This is a genomic window from Pseudoalteromonas sp. GCY, from assembly GCF_016695175.1.
Classification (GTDB): domain Bacteria; phylum Pseudomonadota; class Gammaproteobacteria; order Enterobacterales; family Alteromonadaceae; genus Pseudoalteromonas.
In genome coordinates, this window is sequence record NZ_CP068023.1 from 546,404 (window position 1) to 565,303 (window position 18,900).

Consider the following 18,900-nt stretch of genomic DNA (forward strand, 5'->3'; position numbering starts at 1 on the left):
CATCATTGTGCCACTTTATTTGTCTCAGTATAGATGAGCTAAATGGAATAACAATGCTAAAGCGATCAAGCAGTTACTCCGCTGGGGTGGCGTAGGCACCAATGCCCTGTAAATACATTTTGGTTTGGCATGGAAAGTTGGTGAAAATACCATCCACCCCGAAATCTAGCATCATATCTATGTCTTGTTGTTTATCGACCGTATAAGCAAATACCTTTAGCCCGCGAGATTTTGCGTCCAACACATATTCATGATTAATAAAGTTTTTGTCCATATGAATGCTGTAGGCATGGAGTGCTTCGGCAAATTGCGCATAATGAATTGGAATAGAAGCGGTTAATGCGCCAATTCTTACCCAAGGTAATTTTTGCTTTAGCCACAATAGTTGATGATGGTCAAAAGAGGAGATGAGTAGCTGCTCTCTGGTGATCACGCCTTGCTGGATATGTTCTTCAATATAGGTAACGAATTTATCTAGGCCAAAGGTATGCTTCAATTCTAAATTGATATCTGTCTGTTTGCCTATGGTGGCGAACACTTGCTGCAACGTGGGAATTGATTGCCCTTTACCGGCATCAAGCGTGGCAAGGTAGGCTTGAGTTTGTTCATTAACTTTACCCACGCCGTTAGTGGTTCTGTCTAGCCAAGTGTCATGGATAATGGCGTAATCATCCGCGCAACTTTGCACATCCAACTCAATACCATCAACGCCAATATGGAGAGCGGCTTCTATTGCAGCAAGTGTGTTCTCTGGATAGCTGCCACTGGCTCCACGGTGCGCTAAGACTTGAATCATGCTTTTTTCCTTGTAATAGACCAAGTTTCAAAACAGGCTGCACTAACTACCAACAACCCGCCAAGTAATGTTGTAAGTGTCAACGTCTCGTGTAACAGAATATAAGCTAATAGCGTTCCATACAATGGTTGTAAACAAGAAATTAACCCAGCAGTGGTGGCAGATAAATAACGTAGGCTAGAGGCAAACAAGGCGTGTGGAATTGCCGTAAATATTGCTCCTGCAAGCAAGATTAACCAGAGGTTTTCTGTGGATACTTGCTGAATGGGCACTTCCACAAATGCTAACAGCATGAGGCATGCAACAAGCGTTTGATAAAGCATTGTGTGTGGGCCGCTATAGTGAGAAAAGAAGCGCTTTTGGAGCAAGTTGCGTAGCGCAAAGAGTGCGCCCGAGAATACGCCCGTAATAATCCCCAAGGTAACTTGGTTGCCAAGGTTCGCTTCTGGTACTAACAGATAGATACCAAATAATACTGCGCTCGCACTGATAAAATCTTTTAGCTGTACACGGCTGCGAGTGAAAAGTGGCTCTAAAAAAACGGTGATCACGGGGTAGGTGAAAAAGGCAATGATCCCAACTGCAATTCCCGCCATTTGCATGCCTGCAAAGTAAGTCACCCAATGGAGTCCCACGATGACACCAAGAACTAAAGCCGTTAGATAATCTTTTTTATGTATTAATTTTATCGGCTGCTGTTGTATTTTGAGTAACAGTAGTAGCACAAAGAAAGCAACGGCGGTACGGTAAACGGTGATATCCAGTGCTGAGAGTGAAATTAATTTTGAAAATAATGCTGTTCCACCAAATAATAAAACGGCACTATGGAGCGAGAGCAAAGCGGACTGTTGTGGGCGCATATTGAATATTAGAACTGTTTTTTAGCAGTCTATCATTTAATCGCTTTGAGATGACAAGATTGTTGACACTTGTCACTCAACATTCTGCGCTTAAACGTAAATAATAATAAAAAGAGTGAATCAGAGAAGCTTGTGTCCATAACCACAGAATTTACCCTAGTTGAGAAACGGCGCTCATTTTGGAATGCCGGACCCCTTATATTTTCAACCTTTTATTTTTTCCCATTAATATTTAACTGGGCGCAATTGAATGCAGTTAATATTGCGTTGCAAGTTGTTGTGTACCTTAGTTTTGTCCTGCTCTATTGGCAGAGTATTACAAAAACGGGCAATGCGTTGGTGATGAATTTAGTGCTGATGGCAGGGCTTTGTGTCGCAGGTAGTTGGGTGACGACCGGGACGAGTTCATTATTTGGCTTTATTGCTTTTTTCTGCGGTTTTAATTTTCTGCCTCGCTATAAAATCATAGCGATGCTGGTCATCATTGCGCTGGTATTGCTAACGGCTAAATTTATCGCGACCCAGCAAACGGTTTATTTCTTGATGCCTGCACTGTGTGTGGCATGTGGACTCTTTATTTTTGGTTGGATGTCACACCGAGAGCGAGTACATAAAGAGTTGCAGAGGCAAAGTGAAGAGGAGATTAAGCGATTAGGCGCCGTGGCTGAGCGGGAGCGTATTGCGCGCGACCTACATGATTTACTCGGCCATTCACTCAGCTCGATAGCATTAAAAGCGGAGCTGGCGAGCAAATTTGCTGCTGCAAATGCATTAGAGCAAGCACAATCAGAAGCGCAGCAGGTTGCAGACTTAGCGAGAGAAGCACTAAGCGAAGTGCGCCAAGCGGTCACCGGCTATCATCAGCTAGCGCTTGATGCTCAGCTGCACATTTTGGCATCGAGGCTAAAAGATAAGGGCATTGCCGTAACTCTAGAATTGCAGGCGGTCACTTTAGATAAAGTAAGCGAAGCCTGTTTGTGCTTTTTTGCTAAAGAAATATGCACCAACATTATTCGTCACAGCGACGCCGATAAGGTTTGCTTCACACTACGGCAATCTGACAGTAATGTCTTTGTGGAAATTAAAGATAACGGCTCTGTAAAGTCGATAAAAGAAGGAAATGGTCTAATGGGGATCCGTACCCGATTGAAAGAATGTGGTGGCCAATTATTTTATAACACCGAACAGGGCGGATACTTTAAGGCGGTACTAGGGGAAGCAGTATGATCAAAGTTTTTATTGTTGAGGATCAAGCATTAGTAAGAGGAGCTATCGCGGCATTATTGAGCCTAGATAGAGAGATAGAGGTGGTTGGCGAGGCGGAAAATGGCCAAATTGCAAAGGAAAAGTTAGCAAAGTTAACGCCTGATATTGTGCTAACCGATATTGAGATGCCACAAGTCACCGGACTTGAGCTTGCTCAGCACTTACAACAAAAAATGTCAGACACTAAAGTGGTGATCATGACGACCTTTTCAAAGGCGGGTTATATTCGTCGCGCGATCACTTTAGGGGTAAATGGATTTGTATTAAAAGAAGCCCCAAGTGAGTACTTGCTATCAACGCTGAAAAAGGTCATGAATGGTTATAAGGTTATTGACCCAGAGCTTGCTTTGTACGCTTTGGAAGATGCTGATCCTCTAACCGACAAGGAACGTAAAGCGTTACGTTTAGCTAGCGAAGGATTAAAAACCGCTGAAATCGCAGGACAGTTATTTTTGAGTGAGGGAACGGTAAGGAATTATTTATCCGACGCTATCGCGAAATTACATGCGACAAACCGAGTAGATGCTGCAAGAATTGCTAAGCAAAAAGGATGGCTGTAACTAGCTGTAATAGCATATATCTAGTTAATACTTCAAAATAATGCTGTGCGGTAATATACTGCACTATTCGCTAAGTAATAATAATGTATTAATTTTGAGTGCAATAATGGATCCTAAGTTACTTATTCAAGTTACCGCAATAACGACTGTGGTTTGTACAGTTTTTATGGCCGTAAACTGGTTTATTAATAAAGGCCTACCAGGCACTCGAGATTGGCTTATTTTCATTGCGCTTACCGCAATTGGATGTGGCTTGTTAGCTGCCTATACACTTCCTATTACGTTCTCAATTTTTATTCCCAATCTCACTATCGCATTTGGGCTTTTTTATCTGGCTCGTGGTGTTGATGCGTTTTTTAGTGTGAAAAGCAATTACATGCCTTGGTATGTATTAGCTGCATTGGGTATTCCAAGTTTTACTTACTTTTTGTACGTGGATTTTAATTTTATAGCTCGCGTTGGGATCAACTACCTAGTCTGGGCGATAGCGATGATTTATTGTCTACGGGCTCTGAATAAAGGACAAAAATTATTATCGAAGGAATTTAGTGCAGCACATTGGGCGTTTGGCCTATCATGCTTGAGCTTACTGGCGGTATTTACATTTAGAGTGGTCATGCTTGGCGGCTATTCAGTGACAGACAGCCTTATTTCGGCAAATTGGGTTAATCAGTTTTTCGCTGTCTCTGTGAGCACGATGCCGCTGCTGTTGTGTTTTTCTCTATGCCTGTTATGTAGCAGCCGTCGTGAAAAAGAACTATGCCTGTTAAAAACTGCTGCTGAGCAGTCAGCGCAAGTAAAAGGACAATTTTTAACGTTATTAAGTCATGAACTGAGAACGCCACTAAACGCCATTGTTGGTCATGCAGAGTCACTTAAAAAAGTGCCGCGAGAGCCCAATCGCCATGTTCAATTATGCGATGTTATCGTCCACGCCGCGATGTCTATGTCAGACTTAGCCAATCAAGTATTATTGCAAGCGAAAGGGGAATATGCGGCGCAAAATCGCGTGCCAGTCTCGCTTTATAGTCTTTCGCAAGAGTTAGTTCGCCTCTTACAGCCGCTGGCATTGGCTAAAGGGTTGAGTTTGAGGGTCGAGGTTAAAGGCCTGTATCCACAGGACGTTCATGTCGTCGAGCAAGATACATTGTCGTTAGTACTCAGAAATCTGCTCTCGAACGCGATTAAGTACACAGATAAAGGCATTATAACGCTGATCCTCGAAGGCACTAGTCGCGCCGAGGATAAGCAAACTATCCGTTTTGCGATTAAAGATACGGGTAAAGGGCTAACAGAAGGACAAATGGAAAAGATCTTCGAGCCCTTTGTTACATTAAATACCGAACAATCCATCTCGCAAAGTGCTGGATTTGGGTTGGCGTTATGCAAGCAACTGCTGCAAGGGCTAGACTCTGAGCTAAACGTTGACAGCAAGCTTGGCAATGGCACGGTGTTTAGCTTTGAGCTAGATTGTCAGTGTAGTGATTCACCGTTGCAGAGCACAGAGTCTACTGCAGAAAAGCTGGCACTCAATGTTCTTGTTGTTGAAGATAACGCCATGAATATTGAAGTGATCAGCACCTATTTAAACGATATGGTGAATGAGTTTTCTATTGCTAAGTGCCTTGCAGAAGCTGAAGTCGCGCTATTAGAACACAATTTTGATATTGTTCTGTTAGACATGCGACTGCCTGACGGTAATGGTCTGGAGTGGTTTAAAGAGGGTTTCAACGAAATTGGCTTTACCTCAAGCGTTAAGGTTGTAGCATTAACGGGTGATGGCGATCCTGAATTGAAAAGACAATGTCTCAGAGTAGGTATGCAAGACTGTTTAACTAAGCCTATCATGCCAAGCCGTTTATATGCGGCACTGGAATGTGCGACTGTAAAAACAACATCTCGCTTGGAATGTAAGACTCTGATTGATCAATCAAGATTTATGGATCTCGCAAACCGTGAAAGTTCAGGCGTGTTGGCGACAAAATTGATGTATTTAGCAGATCGATTTGAGTACGAAATTGCGCAAATTAAAGGGCTCGCAGAGTTGAATGTAACTGACTTAGCCGTTGATAAACTTGCCTACATTGAAAACGAAGCGTTAGAGCTTGGCATGGTGAATTTTGCCGAGCTTGTGCAAGCTGCAACTGCGCAGCTAAGTTACTCGGAAGAGCAAGTTGATTGGGACGGTCTTGCTATGGTTGCTAGACGCTCAGTTGAGCGTTTATTAGAACTTCATGCTCAAATTGCAACACTGGAGTCGGTATCAAATTCAGTGGTTAATCTATCTGCATAAAAAGATTCATCGATCTTGGCCTAGGTCATTAGGCTATTTTGGGTTAAAATAACAGCATAGCTTATTTAACAAGACAGTAATGCCAAAACAGGATCCCTATCTCGATAGAGAACAGCAAAAATACGACAATCCAGTACCTAGTCGCGAGTTTATCTTAGAACATATTAAAAGCGCGGCCAAACCACCTTCTTTCTCTCAATTGTGTAACGATTTAAAAGTGCAAGACGAAGAACGTCAAATTGCGCTTAAACGCCGCTTGCGCGCAATGGAGCGAGATGGTCAACTGCACTTCAATAAATTTAAGTGTTACACCATTCCAAGTGATGATGGTCTAGTCAAAGGTCGCGTTGTTGGACACCGTGACGGCTTTGGCTTTTTAGAAGTCGAAGGCGAACCCAAAGATTGGTTTATCACTAAGTACCAAATGGAGCGCGTGCTGCATGGCGATTGGGTGTTAGCGAAGGCTGGCAGTCGAGGCTCAGGTGGTAAGGTGGAAGCGCGCATTGTGCGGGTACTTGAAAAAGAGCGTGCGCCAGTCGTCGGTCGTTATTTTGTTGAGTTTGGCATGGCAGTCGTGGTGCCAGAAGATCCCCGCATTACTCAAGATATCATCATCGTACCTGGCCAAGAAAATGGTGCTCGCCATAATCAAATGGTGCAGGTAGAGATCACTCAAAGCCCTAGCAAACAAATGAATGCAATGGGTAAAGTACTTGAGGTGCTCGGCGATCATATGGCACCGGGTATGGAAATTGAGGTGGCACTTCGCAATCATGACATTCCTCATGAGTGGCCAAGTGAAGTAGAAGCACAAGTTGCAAATCTTGGTGAGTTTGTTGAAGAGTCTGCCAAACAGGACCGAGTTGACCTGCGCGATTTACCGTTAGTGACCATTGATGGGGAAGATGCCCGTGACTTTGATGACGCCGTATATTGCGAGCGTAAAAAGTCAGGAGGTTGGCGTTTATGGGTTGCTATTGCGGATGTGTCTCATTATGTAGGTAAAGGCACTGCGCTTGACAAAGAAGCGATTGAACGTGGTAACTCAGTGTATTTTCCTGAGCAAGTTGTGCCAATGCTACCTAAGGTTTTATCGAACGGTTTATGTTCATTGAATCCAAAGGTAGACCGCTTGTGTATGGTTGCGGAAATGACCGTGTCCGAAGCGGGTCGTTTGTCTGGCTACCGTTTTTACGAAGCCGTGATGAACTCTCACGCTCGTCTTACTTACACCAAAGTCCATGCGATCTTACAAGGTGACGAAAAGCTCAGAGCGGATTATCAGCCTCTTGTGCCTCATCTAACAGAGCTCCATAACATGTATATGGCGCTGAAGGCTGCAAGGCAAGAGCGTGGTGCAATTGAGTTTGAAACCCTAGAAACGCGCTTTGTATTTAATGCCCATCGAAAAATTGACTCTATCGTGCCTGTGGTTCGTAACGACGCCCACAAGCTGATTGAAGAGTGCATGATCTTGGCGAACGTGTCAGCAGCAAAGCTGTTGGAAAAACACGAAGCCCATAGCTTGTACCGTGTTCATGATGAGCCAGACCCTGAAAGATTGAGCCAATTTAGACAATTCTTACAAGACTTGGGTATTGAAAGCCAATTACCTAACGATCCGTCGCCAGAGGAGTTGACTCAAGCGCTTGAGTCATTGGGAGATCGCCCTGAAAAAGAATTGATCCAAACCATGTTACTGCGCTCAATGAAGCAAGCAGTATATCAGCCAGAAAATATTGGCCACTTTGGTTTGGCATTAAAAGCCTATGCACACTTTACCTCACCTATTCGCCGTTATCCGGATCTGGTGGTACACCGCGCAATCAAAGGCATTTTACAGCAGCAACAACAGCCAGTGAGTGGCGCTTACATCTACAATGAAGATGAAGTGAAACAACTGGGTGAGCAGTGCTCGATGACAGAGCGTCGCGCTGATGACGCCACTCGTGAAGTTGCTGATTGGCTTAAATGTGAATTTATGCAAGATCATGTTGGCGATGAATTTACCGGTGTGATCTCATCGGTCACCAACTTTGGATTATTTGTGAGGTTGGACGACCTACAGATTGACGGGATGATCCATGTTAGCAATTTAGGGCATGAGTACTTCCACTTTGATGGTGCAAAGCAATGTTTGATTGGCGAGCATAGTCGTACGGTGTTTAGACTCGGCGATAAACTTACCGTTGTGGTTGCTTCAGTTAGCTTGGACGATCGTCGTATCAACTTAGCTTTAGCTGAAGAAGGTCAGCAAGACAGGTATGCAAGGCGTCGAAAATCGCCAAAAAGCACAGCAAGTAGTGTTCGTGAGCAGCTAAAAACGGGTAAAATTCCGGGACCTAAGCGCCGTGACGGTGAAACGTCTGGTCGCGACAAAGATAAAAAAGGCGATGACAAAGCCAAAAAGCGCAAAAGAACGACCCCTAAAGGTGAGCTCAAACAGGCGAAAAAGGCAGGCACGCTGAAGTCGAAGAAGAAATCGACGAGTAAAAAAGCCAAAGCGGCAAAGGGCAAAGCAAAGCGCCCAGGTAAAAACGAAAGAAATAGTAGCAAAAAAGCGCAATAGATTATAAAGCGGGAGCTTTAACGTGAGTAACGAATTAATTTTTGGCTTTCATTCAATCGAAGCCATTTTGAATAACGCGCCGGAGCGCTTTTTAGAAATTTATGCACTTAAGGGACGTGAAGATCAGCGTTTAAATCAAGTCGTAAACGATGCCCGTAAGTTTGGTATTTCAGTGCAATTTATGCAGCGTAAAGCACTTGATAACAAAGCGAATGGTGAGCAACATCAGGGTATTATTGCCAATGTTAAAGCGGCGCGCGCATATAATGAAAAAGATCTTGATGAGATTATTCAAAGAGAAACTACACCATTTTTCTTGGTGCTTGATGGGGTAACAGATCCTCATAACTTAGGTGCGTGCCTGCGTAGTGCCGATGCAGCAGGTGTACACGGTGTTATCGTACCAAAGGATAAGTCTGCAAAGCTAAACGGCACTGCAAGAAAAGTAGCGTGTGGCGCTGCAGAAACAGTTCCGCTTATCCAAGTAACCAATCTTGCTCGCACATTGCGTGATATTAAAGAAGCCGGTGTGTGGGTTGTGGGTACTGCTGGTGAAACCGATACAGCTGTTTTTGATGCAAACCTGACTGGACCTATGGCTATTGTAATGGGCGCCGAAGGGGATGGCATGCGCCGCTTAACTCGAGAGCATTGCGATGAACTGGTTAAGATCCCGATGGTAGGTAGCGTGTCCAGCTTAAATGTGTCGGTTGCGACCGGTGTTTGTTTATTTGAAGTGTTAAGACAGCGCTCAGCGCTTTAATCTGCTTGATAAGCGCCGGTTGACGCGCGCATCTTCAGCAGCGTAAAGAGCTCGCAAGGTAAACTTGCTCCTACACAGGTTTATCTTTGGTAGGAGCCGATTTACTCGGCGCATCTTCAACAACTTTAAGAGCTCGCAAGGTAAACTTGCTCCCACTCAGCTCTACTTTTGGTAGGAGCCGATTTACTCGGCGAGCTTTTAATAGCTCGCAAGGTAAACTTGCTCCTACACAGGTCTACCTTTGGTAGGAGCCGATTTATTCGGCGAGCTTTTAATAGCTCGCAAGGTAAACTTGCTCCTACACAGGTTTATCTTTGGTAGGAGCCGATTTACTCGGCGCATCTTCAACCGCTTTAAGGGATCGCAAGGTAAACTTGTTCCTACACAGGTTTACCTTTGGTAGGAGCCGATTTATTCGGCGAGCTTTTAATAGCTCGCAAGGTCAGCTTGTTCCTACACAGGTTTACCTTTGGTAGGAGCCGATTTTCTCGGCGCATATTCAAAAACTTTAAGAGCTCGCAAGGTAAACTTGCTCCTACTCAAGCCTGCCTTTGGTAGGAGCCGATTTATTCGGCGAGCTTTTAAAACCCGCAAGGCCAGCCCACACAATTGTACAGGGTATTACCCCATTAAAATCGCTTGCAACTCTCTCAGAGACTCTACGGTATAGGTTGGCTTGATATGGTCGGGGCAGACTTTGCCATCATGCTTTAACCAACAGCTATCAATCCCAAAGCGGTTTGCGCCTAGAATGTCACTTGCTGGTGTGTCGCCAACCATTAACACTTTGGATTTGTCGGGGTTTCCCAACAGCGCTAACGTATGCGCAAAAATACTCGGATCTGGCTTTGCCTTGCCAACCGACTCAGAGATCACCACTTCAGAAAAACGATCGACAAGGCCGGTATGTTCTAATCTTTTTTGCTGAAGCGCGGCAAATCCATTGGTAATAATAGCCAAAGTACACTGGCCTTTCAGGCTGTCGAGCAAGGCTTTAGCTCCCGGTAACGGTTGGCAAATTTCTGCCATCGCTGCCAAGAATCCTGCATTGAGTGTTTCAGGTGCGATATCGAGTTTTTCAGCCCAGCAGCTAAAACGCGTTACCTGAAGTGTTTTTGCGTCAATCTCACCATTTTGATACTGCACCCAAAGTGGCGCATTTAAGCTGTTATATTCTTCGTAGTCCTCGTCAGTGAACACAACGTCATATTGAGTAAACAGCGTTTGTAATCCAAGTTTGGCATTAAAGCTAAATAAGGTCTCGTCAGCATCAAATAAAATATGTGTGTAGTTCGACATTATAAATACATCTCTGGGTGATTAAAGGGCGCCATTGCGAGCAATAAGGCTTGCGTGTAGCTACTTTCTCTAGTGGCAAGGTGGTTGGTTAGTAAACCGATAGCACCGCCTTGTTGCTTGATATTAGTGGTGTTGAACAGGTCGTCCATTACATGTCCTAGCTCTTCACCTTGTTCAAGACGTGCGTAGACCGATGCCGGTAGAGGCAAGTTACAACTACGGCCGACACTCGTACGACGGTTATCCGCAATGACGACATAAGCGAAAGTAGCCGCACCATATTCAAATTTGGCAGCGCCTCCTTCCATGGCACAATAAAAATCGGCTTGATGATGTTGCTGTAAGTAAGTAACACGATTCTCTGCGCCTTCGCGGGTGGCTTGTTCACCTAAAGGCTGATCCGCAACGAGACTCGGCGCTGAGATACCCTGACAGTCAATTTTTGCATTGGGAAAGTACTGCGCAAAGATGGTTTTTGCAGCATTGATTTTTACTGGGTTTTTAGACCCCACTAAAATGGTAAGCACGTCCATATAACAACTACTCGTGATGCCCTAAAAGGCGTCAGTGTAAAGTGTGATATGGAGCGATGCAAGGAAGCTATTATTCCTTATCAAAACATAAGGTGGATTAAATCGGTAAATCGACTGGCGCCATATTCTCAAGGGCGCGTTTCTTTACTAATAATTCTTTGATAAGTGGAGTCAGCACCAACTCCATCGCCAACCCCATTTTCCCACCCGGCACAACTAACGTGTTTACACGAGACATAAAGCTGCCTTCGATCATTTGTAAGTAGTAAGGGAAGTTAACATCTTCGATGCCACGAAAGCGAATAACCACAAAGCTTTCGTCTAATGATGGTATATCTTTAGCACTGAATGGGTTGGAGGTATCCACGGTGGGCACGCGTTGAAAGTTAATATGCGTGCGAGAAAACTGGGGAGTTATGTGATTAATGTAGTCATCCATTGAGCGCACAATTGACGTCATGACTGCTTCTTTGGAGTGGCCGCGTTCATTGGTATCGCGAATGAGCTTTTGGATCCACTCAAGGTTGATGATAGGCACCATGCCAATCAATAAATCAACGTTGCTGGCCACATCATATTCGGGGGTCACGACACCACCGTGCAGTCCCTCATAAAACAGCATATCGGTGTTTTGTTCTAGTTCTTGATAAGGAGTAAAAGTGCCCGGTAGCTGATTAAATGGCACGGCATCGTCAAACGTATGAAGGTAGCGACGGACTTTGCCATTACCGGTTTCGCCATAGCTTTTGAACAGACTTTCTAATGCGCCAAAATCATTAGCTTCTTCACCAAAGTAGCTAATGTGCTTACCTTCTTGTAGCGCTTCGCGACGCAACTTATCCATTTCAGGGCGAGTGTAGCGATGAAAGCTATCGCCTTCGACATAGGCGGCTTTGGTATTAAGACTGCGGAATATGTGTTTTATCGCGCTTGTCGTTGTTGTAGTGCCTGCGCCTGAACTACCAGTGATGGCGATAATAGGGTGTTTGTCTGACATAAATCTGCCTTAGCTTTCATCATCCGTTAATTCGATGTTACGCGAAGCAAAGTTTTTGGCAAGCTTTGCTTGAGGGCGAGTGTTGGGTATCATAGCGGGGTGATATAACTACAATGAAAAATCAAAGGAACGTCCATGCCCATTTTAATGCGTGTGAAGCTCGCAGTTTGTCTATTCGCTTTCGCGTCTTGTTTACCAGCTTATTCAGCCATGCCCAAAAGCCAAATTTGGCTAGCTGAATTAGGTGAACATTTCAGTGCTAAACCAATTACCGAAAACACCGCGTATTTTAATCAGCCGCTAGTGACCGACTCTGGGGTTTACTATACCGCGGAAGTAAGCGCTGATGGTAATAGCCAAACGGATCTGTTTTTTTACGACTTGCAAAGCCAAAACACAACAAACCTCACTCAATCCCCTGTCTCCGAATATTCGCCCACACTGCATCCCAATGGGAAAGGGTTAACGACGATTGTGGTTGAGGGATCCGGTAAGCAAAAACTGTGGTTTTATCCGTTTGATCAGGTTACAAAACCAAGTCGTGTTTTTGAGCATATCGAACCTGTGGGGTATCATGCTTGGGGGAGCAATCAAGATCTGATCATGTTTATTTTAGGTGCGACTGAGAGTGCCCCGCATACCTTACAGTACACAGATATTAACGGTCATTTACCACAAATTCTTGCCGAAGATATTGGTCGAACTTTGTCTTACAACCGTGCGCGTGACGTGTTTGCTTTTACTTATCAAGTCAATGGCTTGATGTGGTTCGCAACCTACCACAGAGAGAGCGATCATATTCAGCGATTTTTTGCTCTTCCCAGTCAAGTGCAAGATTATACCTGGTTGGATGATAATAAAGTGGCGTACTCATTGGATAACAAGATTTATTACCGAGATTTAAATGCGCCTAAAAAAGTTCACTTATTAAGAAACTTAAGAAGTTACTGTCAGACTTCAATCTCTCGCTTGAGCTTTTTTGATAACAAGCTGGCATTTGTATGCCACAGCGAAGACTGATAGCGATACATTAAATTGCATGTTAAACGCAATGCATAGACAACAACCATAGGAATAGATATGACGATTCTCGTAACCGGTGGCGCAGGCTATATTGGCTCTCACACTGTATTAGAGCTGCTACAGCAAGGCAAAAAGGTAGTGGTCGTAGATAATCTAAGCAATTCTCAGCAGACTTCATTACATAGGGTCGCTGAGATAGTAGGAAAGGAAGCTACATTCCATCAAGGTGATATTCTTGATAAGGCATTTCTTGATAGTGTATTCGCGCAATATGATATTGAAGAAGTGATCCACTTTGCAGGCTTAAAAGCCGTAGGAGAGTCGGTTCAAAAGCCAATCGAGTATTATCAAAACAACGTCCAAGGTACGTTGACGCTGCTTGAGGCAATGCGTGACGCCAATGTATTTAAGCTTGTTTTTAGCTCGTCAGCGACGGTCTATGGAGATCCTGCCAGCCTTCCTATTCGTGAAGATTTCCCTGTCGGTGGCACAACCAATCCTTATGGTACGTCAAAGCTGATGGTTGAAATGGTATTACAGGATGTTGCTAAATCAGACCCGCGTTGGGCCTTTGCTATTTTGCGTTACTTTAATCCGGTTGGCGCACACGAGTCGGGGCTAATTGGTGAAGACCCAAATGGTATTCCCAACAACTTACTGCCCTACATCTCACAGGTTGCTGTTGGTAAACTGGCGAGTTTAGGCGTCTTTGGCAACGACTATGACACCAAAGACGGTACGGGCGTGAGAGATTACATTCACGTGGTTGACCTTGCTATTGGCCATTTAAAAGCACTTGAGAAAATCGCAGTAGCAGCAGGCACACATATCTATAACTTAGGTACCGGCAATGGCTACTCGGTACTAGAGATGGTTACCGCGTTTGAAAAAGCAGCGGGCAAAGCTATACCGTATGACATTAAACCGCGTCGCGATGGCGACATTGCCGCCTGTTACGCTGCGCCTGAAAAAGCCAAATCTGAATTAGGCTGGCATGCAGAGCGTGGACTGGATGCCATGATGCAAGATACATGGCGCTGGCAAAGCAATAATCCAAATGGGTATAAATAACCTGAACATCTGTTGCTTCTCTTCGCCTTTGCCATTCAGGGTAAAGGCGAGGCTTCATTGAACATCATTACTACATCAATCTTAGTTTCATAAAACTGTCATGCCGTTGTCACCTAAACTCGGTTAAATAATCTGGTATAGACCAGTTTAGAGGCAAGTTATGAACAACGATTATTTACTCCTGACGCCAGGCCCACTCAGTACCTCTCACACCGTGAAAGAAGCCATGTTGAAAGACTGGTGCACTTGGGATGATGAATATAACCAAGGTGTGGTGCAAGTTATTCGCAAGCAACTTTGTGAAATTGCGGTTGCAGATCCGCAGTATCGCAGTGACTACAGCGCAACCTTAATGCAAGGCAGTGGTACAGCAAGTGTAGAGGCGGCTATTGGGACTTTTATTCCTAAGTCTGGCACTTTACTGGTTATCAATAATGGTGCCTATGGTGCGCGTATCATTGAGATAGCCAATTATCTAAATATTAATGTGATAGCGCTCAATTTTGTTGAAACCGAACTGCCGCAACTTGAGCAGATCTCACAAGCGCTTGAGCAACACTCTGAGATCACCCACGTAGCAATGGTACACTGCGAAACCACAACGGGGATGCTGAATCCGGCTAAACGCGTAGCGGAGCTTGTGAAACATCACAACAAAGTAATGATCCTTGATGCCATGAGCAGTTTTGGCGGCATTGAGATGGATATGCACGAGTGGCAAATTGATATCCTCATTAGCTCAGCCAATAAGTGTATTCAAGGTGTTCCAGGTTTTGGCTTTGTGATCGCAAAAACGGCGCTGCTGGTTGCCTCTGAAGGACAAGCACGTTCACTTTCTTTGGATCTTCACGCCCAGTGGAAAACCATGGAAAATCATCATGGTAAATGGCGTTTTACCTCGCCAACGCATGTTGTCAGGGCTTTTGCCAAAGCACTGGAAGAATTGGCGCAAGAGGGAGGCGCTTCTGCGCGATTTAAGCGTTACAGCCAAAATCAAAAACAGCTCGTTAGCGGCATGAAAGCCCTTGGTTTTGAAGCCTTGTTACCAGAAGCCATGCATTCACCTATTATCACTTCTTTTTATTCACCAAGTGACGAAAGCTATGAGTTTAAGCGCTTTTATGAAGTATTGAAGCAAAAAGGATATGTAATATACCCCGGTAAAGTATCAAACGCAGATTGCTTTAGGATCGGTAATATTGGCGAAGTGTATGCCGCAGACATTAGCGGACTACTCGAAGCTATCGCACAAGCAAAATACTGGTAAACCGTTAGGGTAGGAGACGCTTTACGCGGCGATTGCTATTGCTGAAGCAAAGTATTGGTAAACCGTTAGGGTGGGAGGCGCTTTACGCGGCGATTGCTATTACTAAAGCAAAATACTGGTAAGCCGTTAGGGTGGGAGGCACTTTACGTGGCGATTGCTATTACTAAAGCAAAATACTGGTAAGCCGTTAGGGTAGGAGACGCTTTACGCGGCGATGGGTTAAGGGGGTTACACCCCTTTAGCTAAATAAATGAGTAGCGAATCTTCAATTGTGTTAACGATGACCTAATCTGAGCTATCACCTTCCCATAAAATAAGGCATGCATAATTGGAGTCTTCAGCACTCATTAAAGCAGGAGGTTAACTAAGAAAAATCACGTTTTACCAAATCACAAGTTATCGCAGTGCTAACAGAAGCTGGAAAGTCTCAGGTGTATGTAATAAACACAGCGTAAGCAATGGTACGTATTCCAATATTGGCTTTCACCGGTTTTTTTATATGGCTGCTGATACTAGTTTGTCCAAACAATGCAAAATATTAATTACAATGTCGTTCTGCCGCTTAAACTCTTTCTCAATTAGAGGTATTGCGCTAGTTTCTGCAAATTTTTCATTTGAACCAGGTTGTGTTTCAATTTCTTCAAAGATGAACTGATAACGTTCTATGCCTTTTTCTTTAAGGTTGAAATGGGAAAGTGGCCTTACAATACTTGAATGCTTTGTTTGGTTGCTCAGCCTGCCGAGGTGTTTATAATCGGTGTTGTCGGTGAGTCGATTTAAAAGAAGTAATAGTTCCATGTATTTGGTGTGTGTTTCAAGTTTTATTTTTACATGGTACAAGGTGATCTTAGAATTAGGTAGCTTTGTACTCTTGTTTAGGTTAAGGCCTAGCCCCAGATAAATTACAAAACTCACTATGTCTGACAACGAATGTAAAGTTCTTACGATAGCGATAATGTTGGCTCTACATCCTAATGTAAATTCAAAATTTTTGTTATTCGCCTCGGCATCTCCACTGAACCTTGATCTAAATAAACAACTTTCTGTAGGGTTATTGCGCATGTGCTCGTCAAGTAAAGCTTGCAATGTACGGTAGTGGTAGTTGCATAGCATTTGAGTTTCAACTACAGAGCTAATAGCCCTCTTCAATTTTGATATATCTTTCTCTGATTGATTATTTTGAGCGTAGTGAAGTAAAGTTTCTCGATTCCAGGTTTCCATTTTAGTTATTCCCACACCACTAATTTTGTATCATAACTAAGCGTAAGCGGGTGCTTCGGATCTTGACTGGCTGTTTTTCCAAAACAATAAACTGGTTTATCTGATTGAATTAACATCGCCATAAAATTATCTAAATTCTCCCTTAGCTCCTTTGGTAGCTTTGTTCTACTACCCCAACAAGGAACAAGAATGTCAGCTTCAGAAATTACATCAGAAATATGAGCAAAGTTTTCACTTCCAATCGGGTCTATCACTGTTGCTAGCTCTTTTACATTCGTAGCCCTGTAACCAAATACATTGCCAACGATGAAGCGTTTACCACCATTTCTTTCAGTAAACCCACGCCACTTTCTAACAGTCTGGTCATCTATAGCTTCGTCAGCGGTACTAGGATTTATTCCGAAATATGCAATCACTTTATGGCCTTGAGGCTCTACGTCTCGCTCTAGCCTATACCTATACTTTCTACATGGGCTTAAAATTGCCGACATAACAACTCCCGCATTCCAATTAGTGTTGATGACCGCATATCCGTGAATCTAGTCTTCTAAATTAGCGGATATGCTCTTTACTTGATAAGGCCAGAACAGGCCTCCAAAAATATCGTAAGTACAGCCAAGTATTTCATTACGTTGTGCTAGTGAAAGTAATCCTAATTGATTCAAGAAGTCATACATAAATACAAGGTCAGTTACGTACTTAAATTGAGTTTTTTGATCTGTGATAGATTTTTCTTTTATCAATTTTGCAAACCCAAAGTTTGCTAACGTATTGTAAATGTCAACTAATACTCGAACTTCATATTTGAAATCCGCCATTGCATCTGGCAACAGCGGATAATTCTTAATGTACAACTTCAATTGATTCAAATAGCATTGAAAAGACCCACACGACATACCTTCCCAGCTATTAGCTTCTATTGGCCAAACAGGATCATGCGCGAGAACTCCATTGACTGGAGAGTTATTTACAAAGAAAGTTTTGTATAGCTGACGACTGTCTATTCCTAAATTATGCGGTTCGCCATGCAATCTTTCTAATCTATCTGCAATATGCTCCAATTCTGTTTCAAAAATTTTTACATGTTCGTAGTAAAGTTTTAGATTTTCTCTTGCTTGGTTTGTTTTGTTCTGCACGGTTGCTAAATTAAATTGCTTATTGGCCAACTTAAATTGATCGTTCGACAACTCAAATTGCAATTCAGTCATTATGGTTTGTTTGCTGGCTCTCAATTGCTGCAGATCTAATTGTTTAGCTCTGTGATTAAAACCTAGCATCCCTGTTAGAGCAGCAAAGATACCAAAAGAGCCAATCGTTACAGAAAAAGTATCTTTAACTGCAGCCCATAGTACGGGGTCACTATGATCAATTATTATGGAATCACTAGTCGCGCACATTTGCCATATAAGCAGCATAACTGGAATGCCTACAGTGCAAGAGAAACTAATATCGTACTTTCGTTTTGCTTTAGCTACTTCTTGTTCTTTACTTGAAATTGAGATTGAAACTGCGTTAAGTTCATTCCTTAGATTGTTTTTTAGATCTATCACTATTATTCCTTTTGCAACCAGTCAATTGACATCCCTAAAGGTGGAACAGACTTGTATAAGTTATTCAGTGCGTCTGTTAATTTTTGCGGATCAGGTATTATGTATGTGTCGGTCATATCATCGCTTACATGGCCTATAGCCATTTGTATAACGTCATACGGCACGCCTGCGTCAGACAGTAAGCTGGCTGTGCTTTTTCTCCCTGAGTGGCTTGAGCCTTGCTTGAAGCCGCAGCTCTTAAACAGGTTTCTAACGTAATTCTCCATACTGCTACAGACTAGCGTTTCTTTTTGCCCGTCTTTGGTTTGATACCTTTTTACGTTAAACGACAGAGTTACCCAGCGCTTCCCGCTTCTAGCTAAAAATAAAGGGCTGTCGCCATTTAAACCACCATAACTACCATCACTTGATAACATGGCTTTATCCGCTATGCGCTTGTCACGCCACGACCAAATTGCCTTACGTTGCTGTTTTAATACTAAAGCGCAATCACGACTTTGACCTGTTTTGGTGTACTTAGCTTTCATTCTGAAAATTGATTTAAGCTCCCCTGAATGAGTAAATACATCTTTAACTTTAAGATGGCAAGTCTCACCAATGCGCGTTAGCGAGCCGAACAAAAACCAAATTAATGCAACGTTTCTCTCAGCTGTCTCACCTCGATTCGCATTAGCCAAGATGTGTTTTAGCTGCGCTTTACTCTCTATTTTACCCGCACCTTTTTTGCTTGCTTCTAATCGCTTCACAGCATCAGAAACTGGCCTTTTTCGCATTGGCTTATGACCTTTTGTAAATGGCATATAACACCCGAACAGCACCAAATTCCAATATA

The 18,900-nt window shown here is 43.5% G+C and carries 17 protein-coding genes; 8 read left to right on the forward strand and 9 right to left on the reverse strand.

Going from position 1 to position 18,900, the window contains the following annotated elements; all coding sequences use genetic code 11:
- Nucleotides 1-73: 73 nt before the first annotated feature.
- Together JJQ94_RS07580 and JJQ94_RS07585 are read right to left on the reverse strand one after the other, a co-directional pair.
- Nucleotides 74-796 (reverse strand): glycerophosphodiester phosphodiesterase, encoded by a 723-nt coding sequence (locus JJQ94_RS07580; protein WP_099029006.1) that lies wholly within the window; start codon nt 794-796, stop codon nt 74-76.
- Entirely contained in the window at nt 793-1,656 is an 864-nt protein-coding gene (locus JJQ94_RS07585) for a DMT family transporter (RefSeq protein ID WP_099029007.1), read from the reverse strand. The genes JJQ94_RS07580 and JJQ94_RS07585 overlap by 4 nt, the downstream gene beginning before the upstream one ends.
- Before the next feature lie 246 nt (nt 1,657-1,902).
- Here JJQ94_RS07585 and JJQ94_RS07590 point away from each other — a divergent pair, with 246 nt between their 5' ends.
- The 5 genes from JJQ94_RS07590 (at nt 1,903) to rlmB (ending at nt 9,107) form a co-directional block, all read left to right on the forward strand.
- Nucleotides 1,903-2,883 carry a sensor histidine kinase gene (locus JJQ94_RS07590; protein ID WP_236596561.1) on the forward strand — a complete coding sequence of 327 codons (981 nt, stop codon included), beginning with the start codon at nt 1,903-1,905 and terminating at the stop codon, nt 2,881-2,883.
- Nucleotides 2,880-3,482: a response regulator transcription factor gene (locus JJQ94_RS07595; protein ID WP_099029009.1), complete on the forward strand. Its 603-nt coding sequence runs from the start codon at nt 2,880-2,882 to the stop codon at nt 3,480-3,482. The genes JJQ94_RS07590 and JJQ94_RS07595 overlap by 4 nt, the downstream gene beginning before the upstream one ends.
- A 106-nt stretch (nt 3,483-3,588) precedes the next feature.
- Entirely contained in the window at nt 3,589-5,775 is a 2,187-nt protein-coding gene (locus JJQ94_RS07600) for an ATP-binding protein (RefSeq protein WP_099029010.1), read from the forward strand.
- A gap of 79 nt (nt 5,776-5,854) precedes the next feature.
- Nucleotides 5,855-8,344: a ribonuclease R gene (rnr, locus tag JJQ94_RS07605; protein ID WP_099029011.1), complete on the forward strand. Its 2,490-nt coding sequence runs from the start codon at nt 5,855-5,857 to the stop codon at nt 8,342-8,344.
- A gap of 22 nt (nt 8,345-8,366) precedes the next feature.
- Nucleotides 8,367-9,107, forward strand: a complete 741-nt coding sequence (rlmB, locus tag JJQ94_RS07610) for a 23S rRNA (guanosine(2251)-2'-O)-methyltransferase RlmB (RefSeq protein ID WP_010368698.1) — start codon at nt 8,367-8,369, stop codon at nt 9,105-9,107.
- A 621-nt stretch (nt 9,108-9,728) separates the two neighbouring features.
- On the opposite strand, the gene yjjG is transcribed toward rlmB, so the two are convergent.
- From yjjG to JJQ94_RS07625, 3 genes are all read right to left on the reverse strand, one after another.
- Nucleotides 9,729-10,406: a pyrimidine 5'-nucleotidase gene (yjjG, locus tag JJQ94_RS07615; protein WP_099029012.1), complete on the reverse strand. Its 678-nt coding sequence runs from the start codon at nt 10,404-10,406 to the stop codon at nt 9,729-9,731.
- Nucleotides 10,406-10,939, reverse strand: a complete 534-nt coding sequence (gene yjjX, locus JJQ94_RS07620; RefSeq protein ID WP_010605825.1) for an inosine/xanthosine triphosphatase — start codon at nt 10,937-10,939, stop codon at nt 10,406-10,408. The genes yjjG and yjjX overlap by 1 nt, the downstream gene beginning before the upstream one ends.
- A 97-nt stretch (nt 10,940-11,036) precedes the next feature.
- Entirely contained in the window at nt 11,037-11,936 is a 900-nt protein-coding gene (locus JJQ94_RS07625) for a phosphoribulokinase (RefSeq protein WP_010368692.1), read from the reverse strand.
- Nucleotides 11,937-12,071: 135 nt separating this feature from the next.
- Here JJQ94_RS07625 and JJQ94_RS07630 point away from each other — a divergent pair, with 135 nt between their 5' ends.
- From JJQ94_RS07630 to phnW, 3 genes are all read left to right on the forward strand, one after another.
- Complete coding sequence (locus tag JJQ94_RS07630) at nt 12,072-12,956, forward strand: hypothetical protein (protein ID WP_099029013.1); 885 nt, start codon at nt 12,072-12,074, stop codon at nt 12,954-12,956.
- A gap of 60 nt (nt 12,957-13,016) precedes the next feature.
- Nucleotides 13,017-14,030 carry a UDP-glucose 4-epimerase GalE gene (galE, locus tag JJQ94_RS07635; protein WP_099029014.1) on the forward strand — a complete coding sequence of 338 codons (1,014 nt, stop codon included), beginning with the start codon at nt 13,017-13,019 and terminating at the stop codon, nt 14,028-14,030.
- Between the two features lie 160 nt (nt 14,031-14,190).
- Nucleotides 14,191-15,297 carry a 2-aminoethylphosphonate--pyruvate transaminase gene (phnW, locus tag JJQ94_RS07640; protein WP_099029015.1) on the forward strand — a complete coding sequence of 369 codons (1,107 nt, stop codon included), beginning with the start codon at nt 14,191-14,193 and terminating at the stop codon, nt 15,295-15,297.
- 495 nt (nt 15,298-15,792) lie between these two features.
- Here phnW and JJQ94_RS07645 read toward each other — a convergent pair whose 3' ends face one another.
- The 4 genes from JJQ94_RS07645 to JJQ94_RS07660 are packed head-to-tail and all read right to left on the reverse strand — an operon-like array spanning nt 15,793 to nt 18,868.
- Entirely contained in the window at nt 15,793-16,518 is a 726-nt protein-coding gene (locus tag JJQ94_RS07645) for a hypothetical protein (protein WP_099029016.1), read from the reverse strand.
- A 5-nt stretch (nt 16,519-16,523) separates the two neighbouring features.
- Entirely contained in the window at nt 16,524-17,009 is a 486-nt protein-coding gene (locus JJQ94_RS07650) for a DUF1643 domain-containing protein (protein ID WP_099029017.1), read from the reverse strand.
- A 48-nt stretch (nt 17,010-17,057) separates the two neighbouring features.
- Nucleotides 17,058-18,068 carry a hypothetical protein gene (locus JJQ94_RS07655; RefSeq protein WP_099029018.1) on the reverse strand — a complete coding sequence of 337 codons (1,011 nt, stop codon included), beginning with the start codon at nt 18,066-18,068 and terminating at the stop codon, nt 17,058-17,060.
- A gap of 2 nt (nt 18,069-18,070) precedes the next feature.
- Entirely contained in the window at nt 18,071-18,868 is a 798-nt protein-coding gene (locus JJQ94_RS07660) for a tyrosine-type recombinase/integrase (RefSeq protein WP_099029019.1), read from the reverse strand.
- Nucleotides 18,869-18,900: the final 32 nt, after the last annotated feature.

Bases quoted from the DNA above. Each gene is read 5' to 3' on its own strand.
- JJQ94_RS07580 (WP_099029006.1), bottom strand. From the start codon at position 796: ATGATTCAAGTCTTAGCGCACCGTGGAGCCAGTGGCAGCTATCCAGAG.
- JJQ94_RS07585 (WP_099029007.1), bottom strand. From the start codon at position 1,656: ATGCGCCCACAACAGTCCGCTTTGCTCTCGCTCCATAGTGCCGTTTTA.
- JJQ94_RS07595 (WP_099029009.1), top strand. From the start codon at position 2,880: ATGATCAAAGTTTTTATTGTTGAGGATCAAGCATTAGTAAGAGGAGCT.
- JJQ94_RS07600 (WP_099029010.1), top strand. From the start codon at position 3,589: ATGGATCCTAAGTTACTTATTCAAGTTACCGCAATAACGACTGTGGTT.
- rnr (WP_099029011.1), top strand. From the start codon at position 5,855: ATGCCAAAACAGGATCCCTATCTCGATAGAGAACAGCAAAAATACGAC.
- yjjG (WP_099029012.1), bottom strand. From the start codon at position 10,406: ATGTCGAACTACACACATATTTTATTTGATGCTGACGAGACCTTATTT.
- yjjX (WP_010605825.1), bottom strand. From the start codon at position 10,939: ATGGACGTGCTTACCATTTTAGTGGGGTCTAAAAACCCAGTAAAAATC.
- JJQ94_RS07625 (WP_010368692.1), bottom strand. From the start codon at position 11,936: ATGTCAGACAAACACCCTATTATCGCCATCACTGGTAGTTCAGGCGCA.
- JJQ94_RS07630 (WP_099029013.1), top strand. From the start codon at position 12,072: ATGCCCATTTTAATGCGTGTGAAGCTCGCAGTTTGTCTATTCGCTTTC.
- galE (WP_099029014.1), top strand. From the start codon at position 13,017: ATGACGATTCTCGTAACCGGTGGCGCAGGCTATATTGGCTCTCACACT.
- phnW (WP_099029015.1), top strand. From the start codon at position 14,191: ATGAACAACGATTATTTACTCCTGACGCCAGGCCCACTCAGTACCTCT.
- JJQ94_RS07645 (WP_099029016.1), bottom strand. From the start codon at position 16,518: ATGGAAACCTGGAATCGAGAAACTTTACTTCACTACGCTCAAAATAAT.
- JJQ94_RS07650 (WP_099029017.1), bottom strand. From the start codon at position 17,009: ATGTCGGCAATTTTAAGCCCATGTAGAAAGTATAGGTATAGGCTAGAG.
- JJQ94_RS07660 (WP_099029019.1), bottom strand. From the start codon at position 18,868: ATGCCATTTACAAAAGGTCATAAGCCAATGCGAAAAAGGCCAGTTTCT.